This is a genomic window from Leuconostoc falkenbergense, from assembly GCF_014634805.1.
Classification (GTDB): Bacteria; Bacillota; Bacilli; order Lactobacillales; family Lactobacillaceae; genus Leuconostoc; species Leuconostoc falkenbergense.
This window is the reverse complement of record NZ_BMBS01000018.1, coordinates 1-19,408: the sequence shown is the minus strand read 5'-3', so window position 1 is coordinate 19,408 and position 19,408 is coordinate 1. Positions and strand designations below refer to the sequence as shown.

18 protein-coding genes, 3 tRNA genes, 1 pseudogene and 1 riboswitch are annotated in these 19,408 nt (G+C 40.0%); of the genes and pseudogenes, 16 read left to right on the top strand and 6 right to left on the bottom strand.

What is annotated here, in order from left to right; translation table 11 throughout:
• Nucleotides 1–72: 72 nt before the first annotated feature.
• A complete protein-coding gene (locus IEU71_RS05110; protein ID WP_004913936.1) occupies nt 73–216 on the bottom strand; it encodes a hypothetical protein in 144 nt (47 codons plus the stop codon).
• Nucleotides 217–305: 89 nt separating this feature from the next.
• Here IEU71_RS05110 and mutY point away from each other — a divergent pair, with 89 nt between their 5' ends.
• The 3 genes from mutY to IEU71_RS05095 are packed head-to-tail and all read left to right on the top strand — an operon-like array spanning nt 306 to nt 2,826.
• Entirely contained in the window at nt 306–1,340 is a 1,035-nt protein-coding gene (mutY, locus tag IEU71_RS05105; protein ID WP_004913938.1) for an A/G-specific adenine glycosylase, read from the top strand.
• Entirely contained in the window at nt 1,318–2,421 is a 1,104-nt protein-coding gene (locus IEU71_RS05100; protein WP_004913941.1) for an AI-2E family transporter, read from the top strand. Before mutY ends, IEU71_RS05100 begins: the two co-directional genes overlap by 23 nt.
• A gap of 30 nt (nt 2,422–2,451) precedes the next feature.
• Nucleotides 2,452–2,826: a DUF6508 domain-containing protein gene (locus tag IEU71_RS05095; RefSeq protein WP_004913942.1), complete on the top strand. Its 375-nt coding sequence runs from the start codon at nt 2,452–2,454 to the stop codon at nt 2,824–2,826.
• Between the two features lie 100 nt (nt 2,827–2,926).
• Here IEU71_RS05095 and IEU71_RS05090 read toward each other — a convergent pair whose 3' ends face one another.
• Nucleotides 2,927–3,277 carry a bacteriocin immunity protein gene (locus IEU71_RS05090; RefSeq protein WP_004913943.1) on the bottom strand — a complete coding sequence of 117 codons (351 nt, stop codon included), beginning with the start codon at nt 3,275–3,277 and terminating at the stop codon, nt 2,927–2,929.
• 110 nt (nt 3,278–3,387) lie between these two features.
• On the opposite strand from IEU71_RS05090, the gene IEU71_RS05085 reads away from it, so the two are divergent.
• From IEU71_RS05085 to IEU71_RS05050, 8 genes are all read left to right on the top strand, one after another.
• Nucleotides 3,388–3,469 (top strand) — tRNA-Leu (locus tag IEU71_RS05085).
• Between the two features lie 74 nt (nt 3,470–3,543).
• A tRNA-Thr gene (locus tag IEU71_RS05080) sits at nt 3,544–3,616 on the top strand.
• A 199-nt stretch (nt 3,617–3,815) separates the two neighbouring features.
• The gene (locus IEU71_RS05075; RefSeq protein ID WP_004913945.1) at nt 3,816–4,856 is read left to right on the top strand and encodes an ABC transporter ATP-binding protein; all 1,041 of its coding nucleotides are present in this window, start codon (nt 3,816–3,818) and stop codon (nt 4,854–4,856) included.
• A complete protein-coding gene (locus IEU71_RS05070) occupies nt 4,856–5,749 on the top strand; it encodes a carbohydrate ABC transporter permease (protein WP_036066994.1) in 894 nt (297 codons plus the stop codon). The genes IEU71_RS05075 and IEU71_RS05070 overlap by 1 nt, the downstream gene beginning before the upstream one ends.
• 12 nt (nt 5,750–5,761) lie before the next feature.
• On the top strand, nt 5,762–6,583 hold the full coding sequence (locus IEU71_RS05065; RefSeq protein WP_004913949.1) for a carbohydrate ABC transporter permease: 822 nt from the start codon (nt 5,762–5,764) through the stop codon (nt 6,581–6,583).
• Nucleotides 6,584–6,696: 113 nt separating this feature from the next.
• On the top strand, nt 6,697–7,986 hold the full coding sequence (locus tag IEU71_RS05060) for an ABC transporter substrate-binding protein (protein WP_004913951.1): 1,290 nt from the start codon (nt 6,697–6,699) through the stop codon (nt 7,984–7,986).
• Entirely contained in the window at nt 7,986–9,179 is a 1,194-nt protein-coding gene (locus IEU71_RS05055; protein WP_036068623.1) for an MBL fold metallo-hydrolase, read from the top strand. Before IEU71_RS05060 ends, IEU71_RS05055 begins: the two co-directional genes overlap by 1 nt.
• Before the next feature lie 46 nt (nt 9,180–9,225).
• Nucleotides 9,226–9,299 (top strand) — tRNA-Pro (locus IEU71_RS05050).
• Nucleotides 9,300–9,353: 54 nt separating this feature from the next.
• Here the strand turns inward: IEU71_RS05050 and hflX are convergent.
• Complete coding sequence (gene hflX, locus IEU71_RS05045) at nt 9,354–10,634, bottom strand: GTPase HflX (protein ID WP_080519672.1); 1,281 nt, start codon at nt 10,632–10,634, stop codon at nt 9,354–9,356.
• A gap of 273 nt (nt 10,635–10,907) precedes the next feature.
• Between hflX and trpS the strand changes: the two genes are divergently transcribed.
• Both trpS and IEU71_RS05035 read left to right on the top strand, forming a co-directional pair.
• On the top strand, nt 10,908–11,924 hold the full coding sequence (gene trpS / locus IEU71_RS05040) for a tryptophan--tRNA ligase (RefSeq protein ID WP_004913956.1): 1,017 nt from the start codon (nt 10,908–10,910) through the stop codon (nt 11,922–11,924).
• A 139-nt stretch (nt 11,925–12,063) separates the two neighbouring features.
• Complete coding sequence (locus IEU71_RS05035) at nt 12,064–13,392, top strand: APC family permease (RefSeq protein ID WP_004913959.1); 1,329 nt, start codon at nt 12,064–12,066, stop codon at nt 13,390–13,392.
• A 60-nt stretch (nt 13,393–13,452) separates the two neighbouring features.
• Here IEU71_RS05035 and IEU71_RS05030 read toward each other — a convergent pair whose 3' ends face one another.
• The 3 genes and pseudogenes from IEU71_RS05030 to IEU71_RS05020 all read right to left on the bottom strand — a co-directional run bounded on the left by IEU71_RS05030 (nt 13,453) and on the right by IEU71_RS05020 (nt 15,861).
• On the bottom strand, nt 13,453–14,652 hold the full coding sequence (locus IEU71_RS05030) for an LCP family glycopolymer transferase (protein ID WP_004913961.1): 1,200 nt from the start codon (nt 14,650–14,652) through the stop codon (nt 13,453–13,455).
• Between the two features lie 12 nt (nt 14,653–14,664).
• Nucleotides 14,665–15,027 (bottom strand): DUF1634 domain-containing protein, encoded by a 363-nt coding sequence (locus IEU71_RS05025; protein ID WP_004913963.1) that lies wholly within the window; start codon nt 15,025–15,027, stop codon nt 14,665–14,667.
• A gap of 11 nt (nt 15,028–15,038) precedes the next feature.
• Nucleotides 15,039–15,861 (bottom strand): annotated as a pseudogene (locus IEU71_RS05020) (sulfite exporter TauE/SafE family protein).
• 159 nt (nt 15,862–16,020) lie between these two features.
• On the opposite strand from IEU71_RS05020, the gene IEU71_RS05015 reads away from it, so the two are divergent.
• The 3 genes from IEU71_RS05015 to IEU71_RS05005 all read left to right on the top strand — a co-directional run bounded on the left by IEU71_RS05015 (nt 16,021) and on the right by IEU71_RS05005 (nt 19,201).
• Nucleotides 16,021–16,695 carry a phospholipid phosphatase gene (locus IEU71_RS05015; protein ID WP_235193504.1) on the top strand — a complete coding sequence of 225 codons (675 nt, stop codon included), beginning with the start codon at nt 16,021–16,023 and terminating at the stop codon, nt 16,693–16,695.
• A gap of 19 nt (nt 16,696–16,714) precedes the next feature.
• Nucleotides 16,715–16,882: riboswitch (Lysine riboswitch) on the top strand.
• 77 nt (nt 16,883–16,959) lie between these two features.
• Nucleotides 16,960–18,402: an amino acid permease gene (locus IEU71_RS05010; RefSeq protein ID WP_004913982.1), complete on the top strand. Its 1,443-nt coding sequence runs from the start codon at nt 16,960–16,962 to the stop codon at nt 18,400–18,402.
• A 184-nt stretch (nt 18,403–18,586) separates the two neighbouring features.
• Nucleotides 18,587–19,201, top strand: a complete 615-nt coding sequence (locus tag IEU71_RS05005) for a hypothetical protein (RefSeq protein WP_233127264.1) — start codon at nt 18,587–18,589, stop codon at nt 19,199–19,201.
• Nucleotides 19,202–19,408: the final 207 nt, after the last annotated feature.

Genomic DNA, 19,408 nt, shown 5'->3' with positions numbered 1-19,408 from the left:
TTAGTTATCAAAGTGTTGCTGTTAAAAAAACAAAACCAGTACGTATACTGGTTTTGTTTTTTTAAGTCAAACTTACTTTGTCGTAGGTAATTCTTCTGACTTACCTTTGGCCCATTGTTGCAACTTTGCAATAGCAGCTTGACGTTGCTTCTTCGCAGCGCTGTGACTAACTTTGCGGGCACGGGCGAATGAGTTAAGAGGCTTCTTTAATGCCATGATAGTGCTCCTTTTTTATCCAATGTTTTCCATACAAATAAATATTATACTGTAAAAAAATAGCAATTACAAGTGCTACAATAGATATTATGGAAAAATGGTCTCAACAAACAATTGAATCTTTTCGAGAAACACTACTTCATTGGTATGATGACGAGGGGCGTAAAACCTTACCTTGGCGGCAAAATCACGATCCTTACCGCGTAATGGTTTCAGAAATAATGTTACAGCAAACACAAGTTGCCACGGTAATCCCTTATTTTGAACGATTTATGCAGCAGTTACCAACAGTGAGCGCTTTAGCACAGGCACCTGAGGAAGTTGTGTTAAAATTATGGGAAGGACTTGGTTATTATTCGCGGGCGCGCAATTTACAAAAAGCAGCGCAGTATGTTGTTCGTGAATATGATGGTGAGTGGCCGACGACAAGTAAAGAGTTGCAGACTTTGCCGGGCGTTGGGCCATACACGGCTGCTGCGATTGCTTCAATCAGTTTTGGCGAAGTGGTACCAGCAGTTGATGGTAATCAGTATCGCGTATTTAGTCGGTTATTAAAGATTGATGCAGACATTGCACAACCTAAGTCACGGCAAATATTTTATGATGCCATTTTGCCAATTGTTGATCCTAAACGGCCGGGGGACTTTAATCAGGCCATTATGGACTTAGGTGCTAGCTATATGTCCGCTAAAAACGCTGACACGCAACATTCACCAGTCAAATCTTTTAATGCGGCCTATCGTGATGGTGTTGAAAGTCATTATCCGGTTAAAACACCCAAACCAAAACCAGTCAAGCAACTGTTTGTCGCTCATGTTTATGAGAAAAATGGCGCTCTACTTTTAGAACAAAGGCCAGAAACAGGATTGTTAGCTAATTTTTGGACGTTCCCACTAACACCAATTAACAGTGTGGAAGATATTCAAGGCAACATGCTCAATATTAAGCCCGTGGTTCATATTTTCACACATCGCCGTTGGGAAATTTGGTTGGTCAAATCGACATCGATTACGCCGGATTCATGGCAAAAATACTTTAATCAAGAAGAATTGGCAGCATTAAGTCTGCCAAAATTACAATATAAATTGCTGGAGAAATTAAATGTTTCCGAATCTGAAATATAAAAATTTGTTTTTTTGGACAATAGAATTATTAGCACTGTCGGCACTAATTTGGATTGTGTCACGGTTTGATTTTTTGATGCAGCCGATATCAGTTTTCATTTCAACGGTATTCGTTCCGTTAATTGTGGCCGGCTTTTTGTATTATGTCTTGAAACCAATCTTGACCTTACTTGAAAAAATCACCATTAAAAATCATAAAATGCCACATCAACTGGCAGTGATCATAACATTTGTGCTATTTTTGACTGTGATTGGTGGGGCTTTAATATTGCTGGTGCCAACCTTGGTTCGTGAAATGACCAATTTGATCAATGCTTTGCCGGGATTTGCTAAGACGGTCCAATCTTATGTTAATGATACGTTGCAAAGTAAATGGTTTAACAGTTTGCATTTGTCGATTGATGTTGATGAGGTGAAAAGCGCTGTTGGAAAGTATGCAGCTTCGTTTTTGACTATTACGGCGGGGACGCTAGGCAATGTGATTTCAACAATCACGTCAGTGACCATTAATTTAGTGACAATACCGGTTGTTTTATTCTATATGTTAAGTGACGGCAATCGTCTTCTGCCAGCTTTACAACGTCTTTTTCCTGATCGCTTTGCTGATAATGTTGCAGATTTGACAAATAAGATGGACCACACGATTGAAAAGTATATTTCTGGTCAAGCGATTGAGATGCTGTTTGTCGGGGTGGCAATGGCGATTGGCTACCTAATCATCGGTCAACCTTATGCTTGGCTTTTAGGGGTCATCGCCGGCATTACTAATATTGTCCCTTATGTAGGTCCCTGGATTGGTGTCATTCCTTCCTTAATAGTGGCAGGAACGCAATCTTGGAAGCAAATGATTTTGGTATTAGTTGTTATGACAGTTGTTCAGCAATTGGATGGCAACTTTATTTATCCAAATGTGATTGGTAAATCATTACAGATTCATCCGCTGACAATCATGATTTTACTGATGGTAGCGGGTAACTTGAAAGGTATCGTTGGCATGATTTTGGTGGTGCCAGTCTATGCTGTGCTCAGAACTGTCATCAAATTTGGCACACAAATGCGTGAACTTACTAAAAATAAGTGATATAATCATACCATAGAAAGAGGTATCGCAATGCAAGCATTTGATTTTGACAAAAATATTAGTATTTTACGGCAGGCAAAAGGGCAAGCAATTCCATGGCATGAGACGACATACCCGTCTTATACGGCTGATATTTTGACGTTTGCGCAAAGTTATTTTAAGTCGGATGAATATGATAGAAATTTTGATCGCACGTTGCGCCAACATCAATTTCATGAAGGTTTGGCAGAGGCAGATGTAGCCCAATTAGCGAATACGTCTCAGGATTATAGCTTAATAAGAGCAATTGTATCAGCGATTATTCGCGGTGAAAAATACACACCGGGGATGTGGCAAGCGTTGGTACAAAATGGGATTTTACTTGATTTGTTAGTAAGAGAACGTGATTTAAAACAAAAAGCCTAATGATTGTGACTAAAATAGGACTATGAACATTAAAAGGTTCGATACAGAAAATAGTGTATCGAACCTTTTTTGATGATGAAAGTGGCTAACTAATTACAATCTATCTATATGTGTCAGCGTAACTATAAAATTGTGATTTATCAGAAAAATCGGCCATATATTGACCATTCAGACCAGCTTGTTGTCCGATCACGCCTAAATCAATAATCAGTTTTTCATCAGCTTTTGAAAAATGAAGTTTTTCAGACGAGGCCGTGATACGGATATAATTAACCATTCTGTTTATTAAAGCCTCTGGATTTTTACTGGTGTCTATTTGTTTGTTAACTTGTAATAGAACATCAGTGATATCGCGAATACCTGGGACAATAAGCTTAGATTGTAGCGATAAGTATAATAATTCAATGTTGTGCTTTGCTTCGATTACTGTTGTAACGTTTCTTTTTGTCATTTGTTGTTTTTCCTCACTACTTCTATGTTACGCTTATTTGTGATCAAAGGTAAATAAACGCTTGACGTATAATCATTTTTCCAGTAAAATTAAAGGGTTGTGTTAGATATGCGGGTGTGGCGGAACTGGCAGACGCGCTGGATTTAGGTTCCAGTGGAGAAATCCGTGCAGGTTCGATTCCTGTCACCCGTATAATATGGTCGCCGCCATATTATTATATTGAGGTATCTGGTATTATTTGATATAATACTTGAGTACTTTGATCTGCCGACCTAGCTCAGTTGATAGAGCACCTCACTAGTAATGAGGGGGTCGCCGGTTTGAGCCCGGCGGTCGGCATAATTTATGAAAGCTTTAAATGAGTAATTAGTTAATATTATAATGATGATAAGATCTTTATCCGATATTTACGTAATCGTGACAGAACTTTGCTATATTTGAATTATAGACAAAAGTTGTCCTTATCCACATTTTATTTGCACAGGGCAGATTATTTCATCTATACTAATTTATAACAAAAAAAGAAGAGAGAAACACAGTGGAAGTTAAATTTAATCACGTGACTTTGACCTATCCAAATGGCGTTGAAGTCTTACATGACATGGATTTCGATATCACAGACGGACAACTCGTTGCACTCTTAGGACCTTCAGGTGGTGGTAAATCTACCACGCTGAATTTGATTTCAGGTCTATTATCAGCGACAAGTGGCAATATATACTTTGGGGACAAAGATGTGACAAAGCAAGATGCGTTGGAACGTGGTGTTGGGATGGTTTTCCAAAACTATGCCTTGTATCCTCATATGACTGTTTTAGATAACATCATTTTCCCGATGAAAATGGCTAAGGTGGATAAAGCCACGCGTAAACAGCGTGCGCTAGAATTAGCCGAACTTGTCCGTGTCGCTGATCAAATTAACAAAAAACCAAGTGATCTGTCTGGTGGCCAGCAACAACGTGTTGCCATTGCACGTGCTTTAGCAAAATCACCTAACATTTTGTTGCTTGATGAACCCTTATCTAATCTTGACGCACGTCTCAGAGTTGAAATGCGTGAGGAAATTCGCCGTATTCAAAAGGAAACAGGCGTCACAACGGTATTTGTCACACATGATCAGAGTGAAGCAATGCATGTTGCTGATAAAATCATGCTATTAAATGATGGCCGAATTCAGCAATATGATGCACCGCAATCACTATATGAAAACCCAAACAATCAATTTGTCGCTAGCTTTATCGGAGAACCTGCGCTAAATATGGTACCAGCAGACCAGTTTGATGAAGAGGTGAGACGATTATTTGATGGCGATGTTGCTACAATTGGTATTCGTGCCGAATCATTAACAAATGAGGTAAAAGAACCTGCCATCAAAATGCAAGCGGTTGTCCATGAAGTATTGTCATTTGGACGTGATCGACAAGCGGCGATTTCAGTTGGGTCACAACAACTAGTTGCAACAGAAGTCACAACGGCAGCACCTTTGGAACAAGAAACAACACTCTTTGCCGCACTTAGTGGTGTTTACGCCTTCGATCAAAGTGGTCAGCGATTGCCACTAAGGGGTGATCACGCATGATGAACAATCAAAAGCCTACTTGGAAACAGACATTAAAAGGGTGGCTTTATGTCTTGCCAATGCTAATCATCGTTGCGATTTTTAGTTTATACCCGATTGTGTCAAGTTTGGCGATGAGTTTTTATACGCAATATAACTTTTTCACGAACCAAGTAATGGCGCTTGGTTTTGATAACTTTAAATATTTATGGGAAGACCCATTATTTCATTCTGCTGTGGCGAACACTTTAATTTTCGTTGTTGGTGTTGTCCCATTAGAAATTATCATTTCTTTGACCGTGGCTGTGCTTTTAAACCAGATTAAAGTGTTGGCTGGGTTCTTCCGTACCATCTATTTTCTACCATTTGTGACCAGTATTGTTGCTATATCAATGGTTTGGAAGTGGATTTATAACAAAGATGCGGGCTTATTGAATTATTTTTTGAGCTTTGTGGGTATCCATCCAATTGACTGGTTGAATGATCCAACATGGGCATTGCCAGCGTTGATTATTTTGGCTATTTGGAAGAGTTTGGGCTTCAATATTATGCTTTTCTTGGTTGCTCTCAATAATGTTGACAAACGACTATATAGCGCGGCGACCTTAGATGGTGCCAACGCTTGGAATCGTTTTTTGCATGTTACAGTGCCAATGATTAGTCCTATGACGTTTTTGATTGCCGTCAATGCTGTGATTGGATCATTTAAGGTTTTTGATGAAATATTCTCATTGTTTGGCGGACAGGCAGGACCTGGAAATGCTGCAATGACAGTTGTATTTTACTTATATCGTATGTTTTATGAGCAAAACAAATACGGTATCGCTGCAGCCGCAGGTGTTGTACTATTCTTTATGATTTTAATTGTGACATTATTGCAGACATGGTTTAGCAAAAAACATGTTCATTACTAAGAGGGGTCGACGATGAAAAAGACAATATCAAGAACAATCGTTTACTTACTGTTAGTGATTGGTGCACTGACAATGTTATTGCCATTCTTTTGGATGGTATCAACATCATTTAAAACTGGTTTTGAAGCATTACAAACACCACCAACTTGGTTGCCAAAAAAGCTTCAAATCACTAATTGGATTTCAGCTTGGAAGGCAGCACCTTTTGCAACGTATCTTCTGAATTCGGCAGTTGTATCATTTGTGACCACAATAGGTCAGATTATCACGGCTATCATGGCAGCATTTGCGTTTGCTAAAATGAATTTTTTCGGCAAAAAAACGCTCTTCACTATTTTGTTAGCAACAATGATGGTGCCAGGGGAAATGCTGATTATTCCTAACTTCGTGACACTATCACAAATACATCTAGTGAATACTTATGGTGCTTTGATTATTCCATGGTTAGCTAGTTTCTTTGCAGTATTTACTTTGCGTCAATCTTTTGCCAGTGTGCCGGACCAGCTTTATTACGCCGCCAAGCTTGATGGTGCTTCTGATTGGAAGTTTCTTTGGCAAATTTTGGTACCAAATGCTAAGTCGTCCATTACGGCAATTGGCTTGTTACAAATTATTGGCTCATGGAACTCATTTATGTGGCCATTAATTGTCACAAATACAGACAAGATGCGTACTCTACCTGTTGGGTTACAAGCGTTCAGTTCAGATTCAGGTGTCAATTATCCAGAATTGATGGCAGCGTCGACGTTTGTGATTCTACCTATGGTTATCTTGTACTTATTCTTGAATAAATATGTTGTTGCTGGTATTTCCGGTGGCGGCATTAAGGGTTAACTTACAGTCCACATTTTGTGGGCAGTAAAGAGATGTGATGGGACATGATATCTCTTTACTGCTTATAAAAAGCAGCTAAAATTTTTTGGGAACACGAAAGGAAACATGTACACATGAGTACTGGGAAGAAAGTTGCAGCTTTGGCTGCTATCACGATTATGGCAAGTTCATCTTTTGCAGGTTTGTCGGCTGTGCATACAGAGACAGTGAGTGCAGCAACGAAACCAGTTAAAGTCACATTTTGGCACGCCATGGCTGGCCCATACAAAGACGCTTTGCAAAAGCGTATTGATGCCTTCAACAAATCACAAAGTAAGTATAAAATTGTGGCAACTGCGCAAGGTGACTATACGACTTTGAACCAAAAAATCATGGCTGGTGCGAAGTCAAAAACTTTGCCGGTTATGGCGCAAGCAACTTACACACAAGTGCCTGATTACGTAAAAGACGGTATTGTAACTTCACTTCAATCACAGGTTGATGGTAAGAATGGATTGTCAAAGAAGCAACTAAACAATATTTATTCTGGTTTCTTGCAACAATCTAAGTATAAGGGTGAATTCTATTCAACACCTTTCTCAGCCTCTGTACGAGAAATGTTCTATAACAAAACGCTTCTGAAGAAATACAATTTATCAGTACCAAAAACCTGGGATGATATTGCAAAGATGTCTGACGTTTTGAAGAAAGATGGCATTGCAACAGTAGGCTTTGATAAGTCATTTGATATGGAATGGAATTCAATGGTCCGTTCGGCTGGTGTATCATTGGTAACTAGCAAAGACAAAGTTAATGTTGACTCAAAGAAAGCAGTGGCTGCTGCCAAGTTAATTACCGATATGGTCGCTGATGGCACTGCTAAAACGGCTGGTTCTGATATCTACGGCACAACAAACTTTGTTAATGGTAAGACAGCTTTGACTTTCTCATCATCTGCAGGAATTACAGCAACACAAGCAGCTGCAGCTAAAGACTTTGATTGGGGTACAGCACCATTACCATCTTATAAGGGCAAATCAGCAACTGTTTTGGCTGGTAATAGCTTAGTAGTTACGGCAACAGCCTCTAAGAAGCAACAAGCAGGCGCTTGGGCATTCATGAAATATTTGATGTCTGATAAGCAAACTGAAAAGTGGGCAGAAGCCACAGGTTACTTGCCAATTACTAAGAAAGCAACTAAGTCATCTGCTTATAAAGCATACCTAAAGAAGAACCCATTAGCTAAAGCAGCGTCAGACTCATTACCAGGAGCCTTCTCAGATACTGCATTCTTGGGTTACCAAGACTATCGTACGAACTTGCTGAATGCTGTTGATTCAATGTTGACGAAGAAAACACCTGCTGCAGACGCTTTGAAAACTTTATCTGATCAAACAAAGAAGACTTTGAAAGAGAATAAATAATGAGTACGCAAGTACAATTTTTAAATGGACTGAATACAATTGGTGGTAATGTGGTCTCGTTCACAGAGGGGAATACACGATTAGTGATGGACTTCGGTGTTAATTTTGCACCGGCTGAAACACCGACTGGCGATTTATTAGCAGATGGGACATTACCAGCACTACCTGATTTATTCACTGACGTTGAAAGTGATAAGACAACAACCATTTTTGTTTCTCATTTACATCTGGATCATATGGGCGCGTTGAAGTATCTAACCAAGCTAACCGATGTGTACATGAGTCAAGCTTCGGCTGATTTATACCATGTTTTGACTGAATTAGGGACCGAATCTGCACCTAATGCGACTATCAAAGTAATCCCATTTGAGACGCCAATGATGTTTGGTGATTTTGAAGTTACATTTTTTGAGACTGACCATGATGCACGTGGTGCTGCTGCAATTCGTGTCCGTGACGGTGTACACACGTTTGTTCATAGTGGGGATGTGCGACTTGATGGTCCGCACCCCGAACGTGTCAATCATTGGGCAGACATCTTACGTGAAGCACACATTGATTTATTTTTGTTAGAAGGTACAGAATTTAGCTTTGATGCCGATGACGAAAAGGAACATGTGCGCCATACTGAGATGTCATTGCAACAAGATTTTGGACAAATTTTAGATGAACATCATCAATTGGTTGTCATTAATCCTTATGAACGTAACATTGATCGCTTAGAGGCTCTGCAAAATACAGCACGGCTGCATGGTCGTGAAATCCTTTGGGATAAGCAATTTGCTACAATTATGCGGGCAATGGGTGTTGCGGATGTTAAAGAAATTGATTGGGAAGCCGCTTTGGCACGACCTCATCATTATGTTATTCAAAATCACTTTAATCAATTACATGATTTAGATCAATTTGATGGTCAATTTGTATATCTACACATGAATGGCGAACCTTTAGGAGAGTATGATCCTCGATTTGCCGAATTACAGGCATACTTAGATGCCAATCATGTCGAGCTCCAACGCTTGGGTGCAAGTGGTCACGCCAAGCCAGAAGATTTGGTGGCATTAGCACAACATGTCAATGCTCAAAAGACTGTTACTTGGCATTCGTTCAAGCCAGAAAAAGAAGCAGAAGCATTACGCAAAGTAGGTTTGAATGTCTATCTACCAACAAAAGGTGAAACATTAGCGTATTAAAATTTGAATTGGCGCATTGATTGCGTTAAAATTATTCTCGTATCAACGGGATGTAGCTCAGCTTGGTAGAGCACCATGTTCGGGACGTGGGGGTCGTGAGTTCAAATCTCGTCATCCCGATGAACGAGAAATATTAAAAGGGCAGCAAACCATAATTGGTTTGCTGCCCTTTTTTTAAACGATATAATCTCTGAAAGTCTCGCGTTCATTAGTTGACAGCTCAACTGTTATCAGAGTGCCAGTATCATCATAATCTTCCTGTAAAAATGTGTGTTTTGCGGCGAGCTGAGCCTGAACGTTACCTTTGTCAAAAGGAATGTGCAAGTTGACGACTGCAACATCTTTGAACACATGTTGTTTGATGAGATCAATTAAGGCATCTTGGGAAGCAATATCTAAAGCAGAAATGGTAATTGCATTTTCACCAGTTACTTCTGGAAAAACGAGCTCGGTACGATCAGCTTTATTATAAACTGTGATGGTTTGTCGACCGCTAACACCAATTTCTTGTAATGTTTGGCTGGTCGTGGTCATCATGTCTTGATAGTGAGGATCAGAGACATCAACAACGTGTAGCAGTAAATCTGCGCTGGCCGCTTCTTGCAAAGTCGATTTAAAAGCAGCGACTAAGTTGTGAGGTATTTTAGAGACAAAACCAACGGTATCACTGAGCAAAAATTGTTTTTTATCTGGTAATGTCAGTTGGCGCACGGTTGTGTTCAAAGTGGCAAAAAGCATATCTTTTTCAAAAACTTGTTTGCTATCATCGTTATTAGCACCAACACCAAAACGCGCCAACAGCCGGTTCATTAGTGTCGATTTACCTGCGTTAGTGTAGCCGACCAAGGCTACACTTGGTAAATCGTTATTTTGGCGTTGTGCTGAACGTGTTGTCTCACCTTTCTCAAGGTCTGCTAATTCTTGACGAATATGAACCATTTGAGCTGTAATACGGCGACGAGATTGTTCGAGTTTGGTTTCTCCAGCGCCTCGTGACGTAAAGCCACCACCACCAGCACCAGTTTGCTGATCCAGCGTGATTGACATACTTGTACGTAATCTTGTTAACTGATATTGCAAACGCGCCAATTGAACCTGTAATTGGGCCACTTTAGTTTGCGCACGTTGTGCAAAAATATCTAAAATCAAACCAGTGCGGTCCACCACAGTCGCGTTGGTTGCTTTTTCCAAATTACGGATTTGCGAAGGTGTCAACTCGTCGTTAGCCACAATCATGTCGACCTCGTAAGTTGCTACTGCCGCGCTAATTTCCTCAACTTTGCCTTTACCAAAATAAGTTGCTGGGTTAGGGCGTTCCAGTTTTTGGGTGAACGTCTCAACTGGGTCTAAGTTATTTGCTTTTGCTAGGTTGCCTAATTCTTCTAATTCATAAGTTAAATTTGCCTGACTCGTTGTCAAGCCAACTAAAAATACTTTTCGGGGTGTTTCTCGCATCAAAAAATGCCTCCAATCAAACTACGAGACTGGGGCATTTAACGTGTTGACGAAAATTGCAGACCAATCTCAAGAAAAGCGCACCAAAACAGTTGCCTGTTTTTTGTCACTACATCTTAAAATTCGTTCAACAAGTTCCCGTACCTCTTTTTCTTAATAGTGATAGTGTATAAGTTTTTAAACCTAATGTCAAACTTAGACGATATTTCTTATCACGTGGTGTGTTTTTTCAAGTATAATGAAATAAGCTAATCAATTAAATCGAGGTTAAACATGGCAAAAGAAATTTATTTAACGGGTGATCGACCAACTGGTAAATTGCATATTGGGCATTATATTGGCTCATTGAAAAATCGTGTGGCAATGCAAGATTCTGGTGAATTTGATCCATTTATTATGATTGCTGACACGCAAGCTTTTACAGACAACGCTCGTAATCCTGAAAAAATTCGCCGTTCGCTAACAGAAGTTGCATTGGATTATTTGGCAGTTGGTATTGATCCTACTAAATCAACGATTTTTGTACAATCTCAAATTACTGGGTTGCCAGAATTAACTGAATATTTTATGAATTTGGTCAGTGTGGCACGTCTGCAACGCAATCCGACTGTTAAATCAGAAATTCAACAAAAAGGTTTTGGAGAGGGTATTCCAGCGGGATTTTTGACTTATCCTGTGTCTCAAGCGGCCGATATTGCAATTTTCAGGGCCACAAAAGTGCCGGTTGGTGATGATCAAGAACCCATGATTGAACAGACACGCGAGCTAGTTCGTTCATTCAAAAATGCTTATCAATCAGAAGTATTGGTTGAGCCTGTCGGTGTCTTTCCACCGAAGGGGCAAGGACGTCTACCGGGCATTGATGGTAATGCTAAAATGTCAAAATCACTGAACAACGGTATTTATATTAGTGATGATGCAGACACATTAGCTAAAAAAGTCAAGTCGATGTACACTGACCCATTGCACATAAACATTGATGATCCCGGTCATGTTGAAGGCAATGTCGTCTTTACTTATTTGGATATTTTTGATCCTGATAAGCAACGTGTGCAGGCATTAAAAGAGCAATACACTGCTGGTGGCCTTGGCGACATGAAAATCAAAAAGCACTTGATTGAAGTGATGGAAGCTGAAATGGCACCTATTCGTCAACGACGTGAAACATTTGCCCAAGATATTCCAGCTGTGATGGCTATGTTAAAGGCTGGCTCTGATCATGCTAATGAAGTAGCAGAGTCAACAATGAAAGATGTACGCCATGCAATGGGCATTGATTATTTCGACTAAATAAATCACAGCAATCTGAAAAGATTGCTTTTTTAGTGTCGATCATAGTAATAGTGGCATAAAAAAGACACAAATTGTTAAAATATGATAAATTAAAATAGTATATAATGGCAAGATAGAAACAAAATCAGGGGACGATATGGATAATAAAGCACAACTCAACCGCGGCTTCGGCCTGACTGCATCACTGGCTTTAGTGGTTGGCACAATCATTGGTTCAGGGATTTTTTTTAAACAAGGTAGCGTATTAGCGTCGGCTGGTAGTACGACGTCCGCATTAATTGCATGGGCGGCTGGTGGTATTTTGACACTGGCCTCCGGTATGAGTGTTGCTGAAATTGGTTCCCAAATGGCTAAAACTGGCGGCTTATACATTTATATTGAAAAAATTTATGGCAAAGTTTGGGGCTATTTAGCAGGGTGGATGCAAGTCATATTTTATGGACCGGCTATGATGGGATCTATTTCTGCTTACTTTGGGATATTGTTTGTTGACTTGTTTCAATTACCCAAAATGTGGGCGATACCCTCAGCGATTATTGCGTTAGCGTTTGTTGGCATAATCAACTCAATTCCTAATCGTTTCAGTGCTGGCTTTCAGATATTGACGACGACACTTAAGATGTTGCCGATTGTTGCGTTGATCATTTTTGGTATGTTTTTTGGACAGCATGAAGCGTTGGGACAGACAGTTACTGCGGTAGCACACACTAATAGTGGGGGATTTGGGGTCGCTATTTTAGCAACGCTATTTGCTTACGACGGCTGGGTAACTTTGGCAAATATTAGTGGTGAAATTAAAAATCCGCAAAAAGTTCTACCAAAGGCAATTGTATTTGGTTTGATTATTGTCATTATCTCTTACGTCGGGGTCAGTTATGGGACATACAGAAGCTTAGAGGCATCAAAGATTGTTGCGCTGGGTCAAAATACAACAATTCATATGGCAACCAGTGCCTTTGGTGTCGTTGGTGGTCGTTTGATGAGTGTGGCGGTTTTAATTTCATTACTAGGGACACTCAATGGTAAAATTGTTTCATTTCCACGTGTGTTATTTGCAATGGCGCGAGATGGCTTATTCCCGTTTGCAAAAACGTTTTCTAAGATTAACATGCGGACCAAAACACCTAATGCTGCGATTTGGTTTATGATTGTGCTGGGCGACTTAATGTTATTGTTGACTAATCCTGATCGACTCACTGACATTGCCATGTTCACGACTTTCTTGTTCTATATTTTGGCATTTGTCGGGGTTCTCATTTTGCGACACAAAGATCCGACTGGCGTTAATAGAGCATTTTCAGCACCCTTATATCCGTTTATCCCAATACTAGCAATTGCAGGTTCACTTTACGTGGAAATTTCAGAAATTTTGCATGATTTTTCTGGTGTTGTAATATCAATTGCCGTGGTCGCGATGGGCTTGCCGGTCTATCTGATTCTATCAAAGCGACAACTTAAAAAGTAAGTGTTTTAATCAAAAAGAAACCCCCGAAATTAATTTTTCAGGGGTTTTAAAATGATAAAATTATTGATCAGAAGAACTCTCTGTCGACGTGTCAGATGAACTTTCAGTGCTACTTGAGGACTCATCATCTGCAGGTCGGAGAGAAGCAGCCACGGCTTGTAGTGTGCTTGGTACTTCACCACCATAGGCCGGACCAGTTGTTGCTGCCTTTAACCCTAGTGCTTTACGAGCTAGGTTAGTTACACGTTGCTTTTCTTTCTGTGTCACGACTTCATAAGAAATGGCATTACCAGAAGCGTCTGGATAGCTTGTTCCCACGCCTTGAATATGTTCACTCACAATATTATTCTTGGCTTTAATATATTTACTTGCGATTGTTGTCATGTCACCAAATGTCAAATCAGTGAGGACATTTTTACTAAGCGTTGTCATAAATGAATTGTTCAAGAGGCTTGAAACATTGGCAGATTTTTTAATCAAACCTTCAAGAACGAGACGTTGACGCTTTTGACGGCCATAATCACCTTCAGGATCGTCATAGCGCATCCGAGAGAAGGCTAGTGCTGCATCGCCGGTCATAACATGCTTTGTTGCAGACCATGTGACACCATTGTCATCAGAGTGTTCATAACCGGTACTACCTTTGTGGAACCGGTATAAGTTGGGACCGTAATCGTGAGCGGTGTCTTGGCTATAAGTAAAATCAAGTAGTGACTTTACGGAAATACCGCCAACTTGGGTGACCATTTTTTCCAAACCAGCCATATTTACTAACGCATAGAAATCAACTGGAATATTAAGATAAGCTTCAACAGTTTTGATGGCCGTTGATGTTGAACCATAGGCATAAGCGGCATTCATTTTTTGTGGGAAAGTATCTTCATAACCGGGGATGGCAACCATTGCGTCACGAGGAATTGAAATCATTGTCGTTTTTTCTGTTTTGGGATTGATAAGCAATAACATCATTGAATCGGTACGTCCTTTGTAAGTACGACCAAGTTCGCCTGTATCAGTTCCAAACAATAGAATAGATAATGGTTTACCACTAGAAACAACGCTTGAGACATTGCGGGCCTTTTTAGTGCCTGTGCTCTTATAAACCTTATCAATTGTTGATTTAGCGTTATTAATTGCGTACCACGCGAAGCCACCGGCCGTGATTGCTAATACAGCGATGATTGCTAAAATCATATTTCGCAATTTGTGGGTTGGTTTCTTAAAACGATCTGTACGAGACTTTGTTTGATTTTCTGCCATGATGATCTCCGATTAGTGTTGGCCAATGAACATGGCAACGAGTAAAATAATGAAAACTGCGAGGGTAATGCCAGCATATCGCCAATCTTTAATTTTGGTGAAAGCATAAATGGAAGCGATAATTCGTAAAACAGGCGTTAGAATGAGTAAAAATAGTCCTAACATCATGAGAGCGCCAGCTTGAAAATGATAGGAACCATGTACAATCTGTGCTAGTTGACGCGGAAATTGGTTGTCGGGGAAACCGGTTTTGGCACCATTAATGAGGTAGAAAGCAAAACCAAGAATCATCACAACAACAGCAATCATAACGCCAATTCTTAAAACAATGCCAATTTGACGTTCTAAATCTTTTTCTGCTTGATTAGTGGGCATAGGTGAGGGCCTCAATATAATGTAATATTAAATGCTTTGAGCAAGAGTTGTATACCAGCAATACCGACAACTGGGATAAATAGTTGTCGGTATTGCTGGTACATATGGCATGATGCCTGCCCCAATTGTTGCACCTAAAACGATACCTAGAGCAATTGGGACGGCGATGTCGGCTCGAATAGTGCCATTAAAAAAATAAACGAGGGCGCTGGCTGCGGCCGTGACACCCATCATTAAATTAGAGGTCGCGCTGGCAGGCTTGAGTGGCATTTTCATGATACCGTCCATGGCAAACACTTTGAACATACCAGAACCAATGCCTAATAAACCAGAAGCGAGGCCAGCCCATAACATCACAACAGCGCCACCGGGAATATTCTCCACACGATAATCAATGGTTTGATTCAGTGCTTTGTCATAGTATGCGGTGTTGAGTTGCAACTTGTTGGCGAGTGGGTCATCGCGTGCGACCAAATCAGCTTGGTTGTGTACGTGCAATTTACGCCACATCCGGTAAGATTGATAAACTAGTAGCACGCCAAAAAGGAAATTTAACCAAATTGGGGCGAAAAGGCCTGCACATATTGCGCCGACCAGCGCACCAATTGTCGTAAAAATTTCGAGTAACATAGCGACACGCAAATTCAACATGTCGTCTTTTAAATATGCGATTGAAGCACCAGATGAAGTCGCAATCACAGCGACAATACTGGCACCGATTGCGTAGTGAATAGGAATATTAAAACCAATCACTAAGATTGGCGTGACAATCATGCCACCACCAAGGCCCAAAAGCGCCCCAAGGACTCCGGCAAGAACACCAACCAATAGCATAATGATAATGGACAAAGTTAAAGCCAAGATTAAATTCCTACCACTTCACTGTTTTTTCAATAATTATATTCTACACAATGCTACAATTATTATGTACGATAAGCAAACGTGTTTGTAGAATTTTAATAAATTGGGAGAGCGTTTACTGCGTCATGGCGGGTGAACGGAAGTGTATTTGTGTTAATTCAACCTGATAAATTACGAAAATTGTTGATTATTATTTTTGGTCTAGTATTTGCTGTGTTTTGCCTTGCCGTCAGGTTTAACGCGGTTTTGTTGACATTTGGGGATGATGCAGCTACCTTAGTGGTTCAAAATATGTTGCCACATTCTCTGCAAGCTTTGATAACAATAGGGCATCTGTTTGCGCATTATTGGGTAGTCCTGCCATTTATCGCTTTGATGGCTGGTGTTCTTTATCTGGCACAATACAAAATCGCGATGTGGTGGTTCATTATTTCACAATCAATGGGGATGTTAGTGTGTTTGATTGTTGCCATCGTAGTTGGTATCTCTTGGGATAATGGGCTAAAGCTACGTGATATGATGCCAAATTTATTGTTGGTATGGTGGTCGCAAATCTTATTCTTGGTGGTAGCATTGATTGTGCCACGTTTATTTCAATCAAGGCGATTGCAGATAATGATGAATTGGCTGATTGGTGTATTTTGGATTTTCATGATGATTTCATTGGTCCAAATCAATAACATGTTATTATCTAGCGGTCTTGGCGCGTTATTATTTGGCTATTTTTGGTGGCAATTAACCGCACAAACGTATCGCAAGCGAGCTCGTCAATGGCAACATGCCCTAAAAATTGACGGTCGGGTTTGATTGTGATATGCTTTTACTAATATATCAAAGAGGTTGCAATCAACATGAGTCGCATAATTGAGTCTGCCAAGACGTTGATGTTATGTTAAAGGGGCGATTGCCGAAAATGTCATCTGGCAATATGATGTTTGGGCTGGTAATTAACAGTTACTAGACTGTCGTAGTAATACGGTGCGCTTTGAAAAGTGATTAAGAAAATGACTTTTTAAACCTCTTTCTGTGTGAGCAGGAAGAGGTTTTTTGTTGGGAAAAGGAGAATTTTTTATGTCTGAGGATAGTGGGCAAGTTAAACGAAATCTAAAAACACGTCATGTGTCGATGATTGCGTTAGGTGGATCAATTGGTACGGGGTTGTTTGTTGCTTCGGGTGCCACAGTGGCGCAGGCTGGTCCAATGGGCGCTATTGTCGCTTATTTAGCGATTGGCGTGATGGTTTATTTTTTGATGACCAGTTTAGGAGAAATGGCGACTTATGCACCAACTTCTGGTTCATTTTCAGATTATGCAGGTAAATATGTTGATCCCGCATTAGGATTTGCGATGGGCTGGAATTATTGGTTCAATTGGGCGATCACGCTGGCGGTTGATATTGTGGCTGTTGGATTAGTTGCCAAGTTTTGGTGGCCAAATACACCGGGTTGGATTTTTTCAGCCGTTGCTTTGGCATTCATCTTTTTGATTAATTTGTTCTCCGTTGGAGCTTTTGGTGAAGCTGAATTTTGGTTGTCAATGATTAAAGTGATTACAATCATCGTCTTTTTGGTGGTTGGCGTGGCAACAATCTTTGGCGTTATTCATTCTGACGTCAATGTCATGAAAAACTTATCAGTTGGCAACCATGGCTTCGTTGGCGGACCACAAGCCATTTTGTCAGTCTTTGTCGTGGCAGGATTTTCTTTCCAAGGGACTGAGCTAATTGGTATTACTGCTGGAGAAGCACAAGACCCTGACAAATCAGTGCCCAAGGCTATCAATCAAGTCTTTTGGCGAATTTTGTTGTTTTATATTTTAGCAATTTTTGTGATTTCGGCTTTGGTTTACTACCAAGATCCACGTTTGTTAAGTTCATCAACTGAAAATATTGCTGTATCACCATTTACGATTGTCTTTAAAAATGCGGGTATCGCTTTTGCAGCCAGTTTGATGAATGCTGTTATTTTGACATCAATTGTATCATCAGCGAATTCTGGATCTTATGCATCATCACGTATGTTGTTTGCCATGGCGCGTAAGGGTGAAGCCCCTAAGATTTTTGGTAAAGTGTCCAAACGCGGTGTACCTGTGGCAGCATTGGTTTTGACGACGGCAATTGGTTTGTTAGCGTTTATTTCTAATACTAAAGGTGGTTCGGTCGCTTATACTTGGCTCGTTAATGCCTCTGGATTGACTGGGTTTATTGCTTGGGTTGGAATTGCGATTTCACATTATCGCTTCCGCCGCGCGTATGTTGCACAGGGTAAAAGCTTGTCGGATTTGAAGTATCGGGCAAAGTGGTTCCCATTTGGGCCACTATTTGCATTGGTTATCTCAATTGGGGTAATTATTGGACAAGATCCAGAAAGTTTTACTAACTTGAATTGGGAAAAAATCGCAATAACATACTTGTCTGTACCATTATTTGCAATTTTATATATTTGGTACAAAATTTCCCATAAAACAAAAGTGATTAAGTTAGAAGAGGTTGACTTGTCACAACCTAAAAAGTAAATAGCACTTATCGCTGAATGCCAACGAGCATCCAGCTTTTTTATGCAATAAATTCATTTAAAGAGCAATTTATGTGAATAAAATATGAACTTTAGCCCCTATTAACGAATATTTGTTATGATAAATAGCAAAGTAATGAATCATTATGATAGCAACTGTCATGATGAGAAAGTGGGGCAGATTAATGTTACATATACAGACGTGGTTGGGTGGACTAGCAATGTTAGCAGTATTTTATCGAAATGTGCCAGCACTTCGTGCGTTAAAACGTGGACAATTCCAACCAAATTTTGCGACTTTTATGATTTGGGCATTAATTTCGTTAATTGAGTCTGTGATTATTTTGGCTAATCGTGGCGGTTTTGGCGCAACATCAATGGTTTTGAGCGTTATCTTTTTTTCCTACTTTGGCATTATTGGACTCAAATACGCCAAAGAACAACCAATTAATCGACGATTTATTGTGGCCATGTTAGGTGCAGTTATAGTGCCACTTTTGTTGACCTTGGGTCATGGGCTGACGCAGGGAGAGCTATTGTTTATATTGGCGATTGTTGAAGCCTTGGCAATTATTCCGACGATTCAGAAAATTAAACAGGCACCGTATTCAGAGAGTTTATCTTGTTATGTTTGGAATGATATCTCGATGTTATTGAGCCTTTTAGCGGTTCATATCATTAGTTTTGAAACTGTTTTTGTGCCATTAATATGGGTATTTATTATGAGTGGGTGCATTATTTATATGTTAGTGTTGAGAAGCCGCGCACCAAAATGTCAAGAATGTGCCGTTTTGGATTAAAAATATATCATAGTTGGTTGCATGAACAAACTAACCGTGGTAAGATATATTTTGTAAAAGAAATGATACCGCTTTCAGATGCAGAAAGCCGGTTTGGTACTAAGAAAGACAAACTATGTTAAAAGTCAAGAAAAACAACTAAATGTAGAATAATAATTTGGTTGAACGACAAATAAACGTTTTAAATTACTATTTTAAAACGTTCCC